This window comes from Serratia sp. Ser99 (genome assembly GCF_024519545.1).
Lineage (GTDB): Bacteria > Pseudomonadota > Gammaproteobacteria > Enterobacterales > Enterobacteriaceae > Serratia > Serratia liquefaciens.
Genome location: NZ_JALJRT010000019.1, coordinates 33,580 through 45,934, shown reverse-complemented (window position 1 = coordinate 45,934; position 12,355 = coordinate 33,580). Strand labels below are relative to the sequence as shown.

At 56.7% G+C, this 12,355-nt stretch carries 11 protein-coding genes and 1 tRNA gene; 8 read left to right on the top strand and 4 right to left on the bottom strand.

Going from position 1 to position 12,355, the window contains the following annotated elements; translation table 11 throughout:
- Positions 1–119: 119 nt before the first annotated feature.
- Both NR114_RS23525 and orn read right to left on the bottom strand, forming a co-directional pair.
- Positions 120–195: transfer RNA gene (locus NR114_RS23525), tRNA-Gly, on the bottom strand.
- 203 nt (positions 196–398) lie between these two features.
- Positions 399–944 (bottom strand): oligoribonuclease, encoded by a 546-nt coding sequence (orn, locus tag NR114_RS23520; RefSeq protein ID WP_020824899.1) that lies wholly within the window; start codon positions 942–944, stop codon positions 399–401.
- Positions 945–1,127: 183 nt separating this feature from the next.
- On the opposite strand from orn, the gene rsgA reads away from it, so the two are divergent.
- The 3 genes from rsgA to mscM all read left to right on the top strand — a co-directional run bounded on the left by rsgA (position 1,128) and on the right by mscM (position 6,511).
- A complete protein-coding gene (gene rsgA / locus NR114_RS23515) occupies positions 1,128–2,177 on the top strand; it encodes a small ribosomal subunit biogenesis GTPase RsgA (RefSeq protein ID WP_020824898.1) in 1,050 nt (349 codons plus the stop codon).
- Positions 2,178–2,253: 76 nt separating this feature from the next.
- Complete coding sequence (asd, locus tag NR114_RS23510) at positions 2,254–3,150, top strand: archaetidylserine decarboxylase (protein WP_020824897.1); 897 nt, start codon at positions 2,254–2,256, stop codon at positions 3,148–3,150.
- A 13-nt stretch (positions 3,151–3,163) separates the two neighbouring features.
- A complete protein-coding gene (mscM, locus tag NR114_RS23505) occupies positions 3,164–6,511 on the top strand; it encodes a miniconductance mechanosensitive channel MscM (RefSeq protein WP_046374665.1) in 3,348 nt (1,115 codons plus the stop codon).
- Between the two features lie 69 nt (positions 6,512–6,580).
- Here mscM and epmA read toward each other — a convergent pair whose 3' ends face one another.
- Positions 6,581–7,558, bottom strand: a complete 978-nt coding sequence (epmA, locus tag NR114_RS23500; RefSeq protein ID WP_020824895.1) for an elongation factor P--(R)-beta-lysine ligase — start codon at positions 7,556–7,558, stop codon at positions 6,581–6,583.
- 385 nt (positions 7,559–7,943) lie between these two features.
- On the opposite strand from epmA, the gene frdA reads away from it, so the two are divergent.
- The 5 genes from frdA to blc all read left to right on the top strand — a co-directional run bounded on the left by frdA (position 7,944) and on the right by blc (position 11,868).
- The gene (gene frdA / locus NR114_RS23495; protein WP_020824894.1) at positions 7,944–9,740 is read left to right on the top strand and encodes a fumarate reductase (quinol) flavoprotein subunit; all 1,797 of its coding nucleotides are present in this window, start codon (positions 7,944–7,946) and stop codon (positions 9,738–9,740) included.
- Entirely contained in the window at positions 9,733–10,467 is a 735-nt protein-coding gene (locus tag NR114_RS23490) for a succinate dehydrogenase/fumarate reductase iron-sulfur subunit (RefSeq protein ID WP_020824893.1), read from the top strand. The genes frdA and NR114_RS23490 overlap by 8 nt, the downstream gene beginning before the upstream one ends.
- Before the next feature lie 15 nt (positions 10,468–10,482).
- Entirely contained in the window at positions 10,483–10,875 is a 393-nt protein-coding gene (frdC, locus tag NR114_RS23485; protein WP_234530588.1) for a fumarate reductase subunit FrdC, read from the top strand.
- 12 nt (positions 10,876–10,887) lie between these two features.
- Complete coding sequence (gene frdD / locus NR114_RS23480; RefSeq protein WP_020824891.1) at positions 10,888–11,247, top strand: fumarate reductase subunit FrdD; 360 nt, start codon at positions 10,888–10,890, stop codon at positions 11,245–11,247.
- Positions 11,248–11,334: 87 nt separating this feature from the next.
- Positions 11,335–11,868 (top strand): outer membrane lipoprotein Blc, encoded by a 534-nt coding sequence (gene blc, locus NR114_RS23475; protein WP_234530589.1) that lies wholly within the window; start codon positions 11,335–11,337, stop codon positions 11,866–11,868.
- Here the strand turns inward: blc and sugE are convergent.
- On the bottom strand, positions 11,862–12,179 hold the full coding sequence (sugE, locus tag NR114_RS23470) for a quaternary ammonium compound efflux SMR transporter SugE (RefSeq protein WP_020824889.1): 318 nt from the start codon (positions 12,177–12,179) through the stop codon (positions 11,862–11,864). The genes blc and sugE overlap by 7 nt on opposite strands.
- Positions 12,180–12,355: the final 176 nt, after the last annotated feature.

Here is a 12,355-nt window from a genome sequence, read left to right as displayed (position 1 = left end):
AACTCGCGACCCCGACCTTGGCAAGGTCGTGCTCTACCAACTGAGCTATTCCCGCGTCGCATGGGTACTACCTGATACTTTTTTTATTCATCACGCCACATCAGCAGCATTGTTGAATTTGGAGCGGGAAACGAGACTCGAACTCGCGACCCCGACCTTGGCAAGGTCGTGCTCTACCAACTGAGCTATTCCCGCCCGGCGTATCGATGTCGGAACTAAACGAAATTCTTCATCGGTACGGGGTGCGCATTATACGAGAAATCCTTTTTGCCGCAAGCCCCTGAAAGCAAAAAAACGCGATTTTTGTTTGATTGCCGATTAAAGCGCCAAACTGATTAATTAAGCGGCGGAATCGGCTGCTTTCGGCAGTAGGGCCCGCTCAAGAGGCCCTGCATTCGTTATAACTGGATGAAATGCTCGCGGTAATAGGCCAGTTCACCTACCGACTCGCGAATGTCGTCCATTGCCTGGTGGGTGCCCTGCTTCTTGAAGCCACTGAGGATTTCCGGCTTCCAACGGCGCGCCAGTTCTTTCAGCGTACTGACGTCCAGATAACGGTAATGGAAGTAGGCTTCCAGTTCGGGCATATAGCGGAACAGGAAACGGCGGTCCTGACCCACGCTGTTGCCGCAGATCGGCGATTTGCCCGCCGGTACCCACTGCTGCAGGAAGGCGATGGTGGCCAGCTCAGCGGCATGGTCGTCGAACTGGCTGGCTTTCACCCGCTCCACCAGGCCGCTGCCGGTATGGGTGCGCACGTTCCAGTCATCCATCAGGGCAAGCTGTTCATCGGATTGGTGTACGGCGATCACCGGCCCTTCCGCGAGAATGTTCAGATTGGCGTCGGTGACCAGCGTAGCGATCTCGATAATGCGATCGCGTTCAGGATCCAAGCCGGTCATCTCCAGATCGATCCAAATCAGGTTATTTTCGTTTCCTGTCATGATATTTCCTGCGTAAAAGCCAAAAGATAAACAAACTGTAGGCAAGGCGGCGACCGGCGCTGGCCGTTCAGCGGCCAAGGTGCGCTGCGCGTGGCGGCCAACAACGGTTATTTAATATAAAATAGCGTGTATCATAGTCCTTTTGGTCGCCATGAGCGATAAAGCGGATTCAAGTGAGGCGCAGTGAGCAAGAACAAACTGTCCAAAGGTCAAGAACGCCGTGTACAGGCGAACCATCAACGTCGCCTGAAACGCACCGATAAAAAACCGGAACTGGATGATTCCCAACTGGGCGAGCCGCAGGACGGCATCGTCATCAGCCGTTTCGGGATGCATGCCGACGTTGAGGCAGCGGACGGCACCCAACACCGCTGCAATATTCGCCGTACGCTGCGTTCGCTGGTCACCGGCGATCGCGTGGTGTGGCGCCCTGGCGTCGGTACCCATGAAGGGGTCAAAGGCATTGTCGAGGCCGTGCATGAACGCACCTCGGTGCTGACACGCCCAGATTTCTATGACGGCGTGAAGCCTATCGCCGCCAATATCAACCAAATCGTTATCGTTTCGGCGATATTACCCGAGCTTTCGCTGAACATCATCGACCGCTACCTGGTGGCCTGTGAAACGCTGGAAGTTGAACCGCTGATCGTACTGAACAAGATCGATCTGTTGGATGCCGAAGCGCGCAAACGGGTCGACGGCATGATGGATACCTATCGCAAGATTGGTTATCGGGTGCTGGAAGTCTCCAGCCAGACGCGCGAAGGCATGGAAGCGTTTGAACAAGCGCTGGTCGGCCGCATCAGTATTTTCGCCGGGCAGTCGGGGGTCGGCAAGTCCAGCCTGCTTAACGCTCTGCTGCCAGCTTCCAAAGAGCAAATTCTGGTAAATCAGGTTTCCGATGTCTCTGGGCTCGGGCAACATACCACCACCGCTGCACGGCTGTATCATTTCCAGCACGGCGGCGACGTGATCGACTCCCCAGGCGTACGTGAGTTTGGCCTATGGCACCTTGAACCGGAACAAATCACCCAAGGTTTTGTCGAATTCCGTAACTATTTAGGCGGTTGCAAGTTCCGTGATTGCCGCCACGATACCGATCCAGGCTGTGCTATCCGTGCCGCAATGGAAAAAGGCGATATCGCCAAAGAACGTTTCGACAACTATCACCGTATTCTGGAAAGCATGGCGCAAGTGAAGGTTCGCAAGAACTTCACCGATGCCGCAGACTGATAATGCCGGGCGGCGTTGACGGTGGCAGAGCCAGCGTTACAATGCGCGCCCTTTATCCTGATTTAAGAGGTTAAACGTGCTGGATAGCATCAAAATTAAATTGCAGTACTGGTTACCGAAGCTGGCTCTGACCCGCCTGGCGGGCTGGGGTGCGGACAAGCAGGCCGGTTGGTTGACCCAATTGGTTCTGAAGGGCTTTGCCCGTTATTACCGCGTAAACATGCAAGAGTCGCAACATCCAGAGCTGAGCGCCTACGCCAGCTTCAACGAATTCTTTGTACGCCCGCTGCGTGACGGCGCCCGCCCGATCATCAGCGACGCCAACTGGCTGGCCCTGCCCGCAGACGGTGCCATCAGCCAGCTCGGCCAGATCCACGACGACCAAATTTTCCAGGCCAAAGGCCACAACTACAGCCTGGAAGCGCTGTTGGCCGGCAACTATGTGCTGGCAGAGCCGTTCCGTAACGGTCTGTTCGCCACCACCTACCTGGCTCCGCGGGATTATCACCGCGTACATATGCCGTGCAACGGCGTGCTGCGCGAAATGATTTATGTGCCGGGTGACCTGTTCTCCGTTAACCCATTGACCGCGGCCAACGTGCCAAACCTGTTCGCGCGCAATGAGCGTGTGATCTGCGTGTTTGATACCGCTGTCGGGCCAATGGTGCAGATCCTGGTGGGCGCCACCATCGTCGGCAGCATCGAAACCGTCTGGGCCGGCACGGTAACCCCGCCACGCGAAGGCATTATCAAACGCTGGACCTATCCTGAAGAAGGTGCGGAAGGCGCTATCGTGCTGGAGAAAGGCGAAGAAATGGGCCGCTTCAAGCTGGGTTCGACGGTCATTAACCTGTTTACCCCAGGCAGCGTACAGTTCGCGCCGCAGCTGAACAACGGCACCGTGACCCGCATGGGCGAAGCCTTCGCAGAAATCCCGGCCGCGTCTGCTGCCGTTGAAACACCGCAGATCTGAAGGAATTGACGCTGTGCGCCTGATTATCACGTTATTGCTCGGTTGCTTACTGGCTCAACCGGTGCTGGCCGCCACGGTGCCCACCGAAACACAGCTCAAACAGGAGCTGAAGCAGGCCGAGAGCAACAAGAGCGCGCCTAATCAGGCGGAAACCACTGAGGCGTTGCAAAGCGCCCTCAACTGGCTGTCGGAGCGTAAAGAGTCGCTAACGCGCGTTGAGCAGTATCAGCGCGTGATCGACGATTTCCCGAAGATGACGCAGGAACTGCGTCGTCAGTTAGCGCTGGAAGACAGCAAAATCCTGCCGAACGGCGATAACCTGCCGGCCAGCGATTTGGAACAGCAAATCCTGCAAACCAGCAGCCTGCTGCTGGAACAGGCGCGTTTGCTGCAGCAAGAGCAGGAGCGCACGCGGGAAATCAGCGATTCCCTCGGCCAATTGCCACAGCAACAGACCGACGCTCGCCGTGCATTGACCGAGGTTCAACGTCGCCTGCAGGCCCAACCCGCCAACCCGACCACTCCGCATGCCCAGGCTGCGCTGGCGTTATTGCAGGCGGAAGCCGCTGCACGCAAAGCCAAAGTCGATGAGCTCGAACTGGCACAGCTGTCGGCCAACAACCGCCAGGAACTGGCGCGGATGCGCGCCGAAGTCTACAAAAAGCGCCACGAGAAGATTGACGTTCAACTGCAGGCGCTGCGCAATAACCTCAATGCCCAGCGACAGCGCGAAGCCGAACTGGCACTGGAAAAAACCGAGCAGTTGGCCGAGCAAAATGGCGATCTGCCGAAAAGTATCAGTCAGCAGTTGCAAATCAACCGTGAACTGTCTGCGGCGCTGAACAATCAGGCCCAGCGCATGGATCTGATTTCATCCCAACAACGTCAGGCCGCCGCGCAAACGCTGCAGGTGCGCCAGGCATTAAGCACCATTATCGAACAGGCCCAGTGGCTCGGCTCCTCATCGGCGCTGGGAGAAACCCTGCGTGCTCAGGTCGCCACGCTGCCGGAAATGCCCAAGCCGCAGCAGCTCGATGGCGATATGGCCCAACTGCGCGTACAGCGCCTGCAGTTTGAAAGCCAACTGGAAAAACTGTCACAGCGCGAATTCAAACGTGACGACGGCAGTGAACTGACTAGCGCGGAAAGACGCATTGTCGACGCCCAGTTGCGCACTCAGAGGGAACTGCTGAATTCACTGCTGTCCGGGTGCGATACTCAGATCCTCGAGCTGACCAAGCTGAAAGTGGCCAACACCCAGTTGATCGAGGCGTTAAACGAAATCAAGGACGCCACCCACCGCTATCTGTTCTGGGTGCCTGACGTCAATCCTATCACCCTGTCCTATCCGATTAACGTCGCGCACGACCTGACGCGTCTGCTGTCGCTGGATACGCTGTCACAGCTCGGTGGGGCCTTTATGATGATGGTGACCAGCCGCGAAACGCTGATCCCCATCTTCGGTGCCCTGCTGCTGGTTATTTTCAGTATCAGTTCTCGCAAGCACTACCACGCCTTTCTGACGCGCGCCAGCAGCCGGGTTGGCAAAGTGACCCAGGACGAATTCTTCCTGACCCTGCGCACCGTATTCTGGTCGATTTTGGTGGCACTGCCGCTGCCGGTGCTCTGGGCAGCGCTCGGCTTTGGCCTGCAAAGCGCCTGGAACTACCCGGTAGCCGAAGCGATCGGCAAGGGTGTCACTGCTACGCTGCCGATCCTTTGGGTATGTATGATTTGCGCCGCCTTCGCCCACCCGCAGGGGTTGTTTATCGTGCATTTCCGCTGGCCGGTGAAGCAGGTTTCACGCGCCATGCGCTATTACAAAATGTCGATCTGGCTGATAGTGCCGCTGATCATGGCGTTGATCACCTTCGACAGCCTGAAAGAACGCGAGTTTGCCAATACCCTGGGGCGGCTGTGCTTTATCCTGCTGTGTCTGGCTTTGGCCATCGTCACCAATAGCCTGAAACGCGCCGGCATTCCGCTGTATCTGGATAAAAAAGGCTCCGGCGAGAACATGGTCAACACCGCGCTGTGGGGGCTATTGCTGTCCGCGCCGCTGCTGGCGGCGCTGGCCTCCGCCGTCGGCTATCTGACCACCTCTCAGGCACTGTTGGCTCGGTTGGAAACGTCGGTGGCCATCTGGTTCTTCCTGCTGGTGATTTACCACATTATTCGCCGCTGGATGCTGATCCAACGGCGACGTATCGCCTTTGACCGTGCCAAACAGCGCCGGGCCGATATTCTGGCTCAGCGTGCGCGCGGTGAAGAAGAAACGCCGCATACGCCCAACAGCACCGAAGGATCGATGGACATGGATGATTCAGAGATCGATCTGGATACCATCAGCGCCCAGTCGCTCCGGTTGGTTCGTTCGATCCTGACGATGATCGCGCTGGTGTCGGTGATCGTGCTGTGGTCAGAAATTCACTCGGCCTTCGCCTTCCTGGAAAACATCTCCCTGTGGGACGTGACGTCAACGGTCAACGGCGTGGAAACCGCGCATCCAATCACCTTGGGTGCGGTATTGATCGCCATCCTGGTGCTGATCGTTACCATGCAGTTGGTGCGTAACCTGCCGGCCCTGCTGGAGCTGGCGGTACTGCAGCACCTGGATCTGTCACCGGGCACCGGCTACGCCATCACCACCATTACCAAGTATCTGTTGTTGTTGTTCGGCGCCATCCTCAGCTTTTCCTGGATCGGTATCGAATGGTCGAAATTGCAGTGGGTAGTGACCGCGCTCAGCGTGGGGTTGGGCTTTGGTATGCAGGAGATCTTCTCCAACTTTATCTCCGGCCTGATCATCCTGTTTGAAAAACCGATCCGCATTGGTGATACCGTGACGATCCGCAACCTGACCGGTACCGTCACCAAGATCAACACCCGCGCCACCACCATTTCGGACTGGGATCGCAAAGAGATCATCGTGCCGAACAAAGCGTTTATCACCGAGCAGTTCATTAACTGGTCGCTGTCGGACAACCTGACTCGTGTGGTACTGACCGTACCGGCACCGGCAGAAGCCAACAGCGAAGAAGTGACCAAGATCCTGACCAATGCCGCCGAACGCTGTTCGCTGGTGCTTGATAATCCGGCACCGGAGGTTTATCTGGTCGATCTGCAACAGGGTATCCAGATCTTTGAACTGCGTATTTACGCCGCCGAGATGGGCCACCGCATGCCGTTGCGCCATGAGATCCATCAGTTGATCTTGTCCGGCTATCGCGAGCACGGCATTACGCTGCCGTACCCACCATTCCAGGTTCGCAGCGAGACGCTGTCCCGCCTGACCAGCAACGGTCGCACGCCGGCCTCCACACCGGCGCCCAACACCAAACGCGAATCGGGCAGTTTGTAACCGCCGCATGCAAAAAGGGTTCGGCTATGGCCGAACCCTTTTTTTATCGCAATGGCGCTGAATTAGCGGTTATGCGCGCCCGACCGGGAAGGCCAACACTTCACTCAGGCTTTCAGCGCCCAACGCCAGCATCACCAGCCGATCAACGCCTAGCGCCACACCGGAACACTCCGGCATACCGTGCTGCAGCGCATCCAGCAGGTTGTTATCAATCGGGTGCTGCGGCAAACCGCGTTCCGCTCGCTTGCGGTTGTCCTGATCAAAACGCTGACGCTGCTCGCGGCTGTCGGTCAGTTCACGGAAGCCATTCGCCAGTTCAATACCTTTGAAATAGACTTCGAAACGCTCCGCCACGCGGTGATCTTCAGTGCTGATCTCCGCCAGCGACGCCTGACTGGCCGGGAAGTGATAAACGAACGCCGGTTTATCACGGCCGATGTACGGCTCCACGCCAACGGTAAACAACAATTGCAGCAGCGTATCGCGATCCTCTTCGGTATCGGCAATGTTGCTCAGATCGAGTTTGGCCGCCGCTTCACGCAGTTGTACCTTCTCCGCCGACAGCGGATCGATATCCAGATGGCGCAGGAAAGCCTGCTGATAAGACAGGGTCTCCGCACTCTCGCAGTCCAGTACCTGCTGCAGCAGATCATCCACCTCGTTCATCAGCCGGTACATGTCGTAGTGCGGACGGTACCACTCCAGCATGGTGAATTCAGGGTTGTGATGACGACCGGCCTCTTCATTGCGGAAACTGCGCCCCATCTGATAGATCGGCCCGCTGCCCGCCGCCAGCAGACGTTTCATGTGGTATTCCGGGCTGGTCATCATGTACAGCGTCATGCCATCCGCCGCACCGGGCCCGACAAAACGCGTCTGGAACGGGAACAGGTGAATATCGGTGACCGTCGCCTGGCTCATGGTTGGCGTCTCAACTTCCAGCACGCCACGATCGGCGAAGAAACGCCGGATCTCAGTCAGGATCGCTGCGCGTTTCAACAAATTGGCGATGGGTGCACTTGGCTGCCAGCTTGCCGTTTCGCTCATGGTAATTACTCCGAAATCAAACAGGGGATGCAGTCTACTCGTATCCTGGCATGCAAACAAATTCTTAACAGCTCGGCCGCTTTAACCTCGACATTACCTGATAAATAGTTGGCAAAAAGGTTAATAAAAGTTGAATAAACGTTAAATCTAACCCATAGGCAATTATCCTTCCGCCCGCCGGTTAAAAGGCAAAACAATCGATCACATCAAATTTCTTCTACTTAACTTTAGGTATAGTTAATTCCACATTATTGGTGGGAGATATCTATCCTTAAGCTTTATGCAACGACAATGAACTCAGTTAGTTAGCACCCGAAGAATATTTATAAATATTAAGCATAGATATTTAATTTGCCGTTCTTAACAAGAATATTGGAGGAATGCAGTGCAAACCTTTAACGCCGATCTTGCCATTATTGGGGCCGGGGGTGCTGGTTTACGTGCAGCAATAGCCGCAGCGGAAGCCAACCCCCAACTGAAAATCGCGCTCATCTCAAAAGTCTACCCGATGCGCAGCCATACGGTAGCCGCCGAAGGGGGATCCGCCGCCGTCACTCAGGATCACGACTCTTTTGACTACCACTTCAATGACACCGTTGCCGGTGGCGACTGGTTGTGTGAGCAAGACGTGGTCGACCATTTCGTCCACAACTGCCCGCGGGAAATGACCCAGTTGGAACAGTGGGGCTGCCCGTGGAGCCGTAAACCGGACGGTTCGGTCAACGTGCGTCGCTTCGGCGGCATGAAGATTGAACGAACCTGGTTCGCCGCCGACAAGACCGGCTTCCACATGCTGCATACCCTGTTCCAGACCTCGCTCAAATACCCGCAAATCCAACGTTTCGACGAGCACTTTGTGCTGGATATTCTGGTGGATGACGGTCAGGTCCGCGGTTTGGTCGCAATGAACATGATGGAAGGCACCCGCGTGCAGATCCGCGCCAATGCGGTGATCATGGCCACCGGCGGTGCCGGACGCGTGTACCGCTACAACACCAATGGCGGCATCGTCACCGGTGATGGCATGGGCATGGCGTTCCATCACGGCATCCCACTGCGCGATATGGAGTTCGTCCAATATCACCCTACCGGCCTGCCGGGTTCCGGCATCCTGATGACCGAAGGCTGCCGCGGCGAAGGCGGTATTCTGGTGAACAAGGACGGCTACCGTTATTTGCAGGACTACGGCATGGGCCCGGAAACCCCGCTGGGCGAGCCGAAGAACAAATACATGGAGCTGGGCCCGCGCGATAAAGTTTCGCAGGCCTTCTGGCACGAATGGCGTGCCGGTCGCACCATCGCCACCCCGCGCGGCGACGTGGTCTATCTCGACCTGCGCCATCTGGGGGAAAAGAAGCTGCTCGAACGCCTGCCGTTCATCTGTGAACTGGCCAAGGCCTACGTCGGCGTCGACCCGGTAAAAGACCCCATCCCGGTACGCCCAACGGCGCATTACACCATGGGCGGCATTGAAACCGATCAAAACTGCGAAACCCGCATCAAGGGGCTGTTTGCCGTCGGCGAATGCTCTTCCGTCGGTCTGCACGGCGCCAACCGCCTGGGATCCAACTCGCTGGCGGAACTGGTGGTGTTCGGCCGGGTGGCCGGTGAGCATGCAGCTCGTCGCTCGCTGGAATCTGGCCCGGCCAATGGCAGTGCCCTTGATGCGCAAGGGCGCGACGTCGAAACCCGACTCAGCAATTTGATGAAGCAGGAAGGCAGCGAAAACTGGTCGAAGATCCGCGATGAAATGGGGCTGTCGATGGAAGAAGGCTGCGGTATCTACCGTACGCCAGAACTGATGCAAAAAACCATCGATAAACTGGCTGAGCTGAAAGAACGCTTCAAGCGCGTCAAAATCACCGATAACTCCAGCGTGTTCAATACCGATCTGCTGTACACCATCGAGCTGGGCTACGGCCTGGACGTCGCCGAGTGCATGGCGCACTCCGCCTTCAACCGCAAAGAATCCCGCGGCGCCCACCAGCGTCTGGATGAAGGCTGCACCGAACGTGACGACGTGAATTTCCTGAAGCATACGCTGGCGTTCCATAACCCTAACGGCGCACCGCGCCTGGAATACAGCGACGTGAAGATCACCAAACTGCCACCGGCCAAACGTGTGTACGGCGCTGAAGCCGAAGCGCAGGACAAAAAGGATAAGGAGCAGGCAAATGGCTGAGATGAACACCCTGAAAATCGAGGTCATGCGCTATAACCCGGAATGCGACGCAGAGCCACATTTCGAAACCTTCGCGGTGCCTTACGATGAACAAACCTCGCTGCTCGACGCGCTGGGTTACATCAAGGATAACCTGGCGCCCGACCTTTCCTACCGCTGGTCATGCCGCATGGCCATCTGCGGCTCGTGCGGCATGATGGTCAACCGGGTACCGAAGCTGGCCTGCAAGACCTTCCTGCGCGAATACACCGACGGCATGAAGGTAGAGGCACTGGGTAACTTCCCGATTGAACGCGATCTGGTAGTCGATATGACCCACTTTATCGAAAGCCTGGAGGCGATTAAGCCTTACATCATCGGCAATAACCGCAAACCGGAAGACGGCCCTAACGTGCAAACACCGGCGCAGATGGCCAAGTACCACCAGTTCTCCGGCTGTATCAACTGCGGGCTGTGTTACGCCGCTTGCCCGCAGTTCGGTTTGAACCCAGAGTTCATCGGCCCGGCGGCAATCACCCTGGCGCACCGCTACAACCTGGATAATCGCGACCACGGCCAGAAACAGCGCATGGCGCAACTCAACGGCCAAAACGGCGTGTGGAGCTGTACCTTTGTCGGCTACTGCTCTGAAGTGTGTCCGAAGCACGTCGACCCGGCCGCTGCTATCCAGCAGGGCAAGGTGGAAAGTGCCAAAGACTTCATGATCGCCATGCTGAAGCCGCAATAAGGGAGAGAAACCGCAATGACAACACAACGTAAGCCCTATGTGCGCACCATGACGCCAACCTGGTGGCAAAAGCTCGGCTTCTATCGTTTCTATATGCTGCGTGAAGGGACCTCGGTGCCGGCCGTGTGGTTCAGCATCGTGCTGATCTACGGCGTTTTTGCGCTGAAAGGCGGTGCGGAGAGCTGGGCAGGGTTCGTCGGTTTTCTGCAAAACCCGCTGGTGCTGCTGATTAACGTGGTCGCCCTGCTGGCGGCGCTGCTGCACACCAAAACCTGGTTCGATTTGGCACCGAAAGCCGCCAATATCGTGGTCAACAGCGAAAAAATGGGGCCAGGGCCTATCGTCAAAGCGCTGTGGGCGGTAACGCTGGTCGCCAGCGTACTCATCCTGGCCGTGGCCCTGCTGTAATCCGGAGGAAACATGATAAATCAAGCACCTAAACGCTCAGACGAACCGGTTTTCTGGGGATTATTCGGCGCCGGCGGCATGTGGGGCGCGATCATCGCGCCCGCTATCGTGCTGCTGGTCGGCATTCTGCTGCCGCTGGGGTGGTTCCCTGGCGATGCGCTGGGCTATGACCGCGTATTGGCTTTCTGCCAGAGCCTGATTGGCCGGCTGTTCCTGCTGCTGATGATTATCCTGCCGCTGTGGTGCGGTCTGCACCGCATACACCATGCGATGCACGATTTGAAAATCCACGTGCCGGCCGGTAAATGGGTCTTCTATGGCCTGGCGGCCATCCTCAGCGTCGTCACCGTTATCGGCGTGGTGACGCTGTAAAACACTTCTGGCGGCCAACTCCCGTTGGCCGTCTGCTTTGCCTTTCGGCTACACTGTTTATTCCAACCCGGTAAACAGGAGTAACCAATGCGTTTTCGGTCAAAGCTATGTGCGATCATTCCCGCCTTCCTTTCCGCCGCTTGCAGCGTTTCCCCGCCGAAGAATATCAAAGTAGTGAATGATTTCGACAGCCAGCGCTATCTCGGCACCTGGTATGAAATCGCGCGTTTTGATCACCGTTTTGAACGCGGCCTCGAACAGGTCACCGCCAACTACAGCCCACGCGAAGACGGCGGCCTCAAAGTGGTGAACCGGGGTTTTAATACGCAAAAACAACAATGGCAGGAAAGCACGGGCAAGGCCTATTATACCGGTTCACCGCAGGTAGCCGCACTCAAGGTGTCCTTTTTTGGGCCTTTCTACGGTGGGTATAACGTGATTGAGTTGGATGCAGATTATCGCTACGCGCTGGTTTGCGGCCCAAACCGAGGGTATTTGTGGATACTGTCGCGCACGCCGACGCTGGACGCCGCCACGCGCGACAGATTAGTGCAAACCGCGAAACACAACGGCTTTGATACGGATAAGCTAATCTGGGTGAAACAAACGCAGCATCAGTGACTGCTGAACTTCAACCCAAGTATGCCGACAACAATCAGGCACAGGCTGAGGATGCGCGCGATATTGGTTGATTCACCAAGTAACACCATCCCCATAATTGCCGCGCCTACCGCACCAATGCCTGTCCAAACGGCATAAGCCGTGCCGGCGGGCAGCGTTTTCATCGCATGTGCCAACAGCAGCATGCTGACCACCATGGCGGCAACAGTAATAATGCTGGGGGTCAAACGAGTAAAACCATGGGTGTATTTCAGGCCAACAGCCCATACGACTTCCAACAAACCGGCAATAAGCAGAATAATCCAAGCCATGAAACAGGCTCCATAACGGTGGGGTCGTCCCCGAATGCAGATGCGTAAACGGGTCGTCCCATTTAGCGTTGTGATATGCCAGGGGATTATACCCACTACCGGGGAGGATAACAGTACAAAGCTTTCGGCAGGAGATAGGCCAACAGGGGAAGCGGTATCCCACAACGATGCCTTTG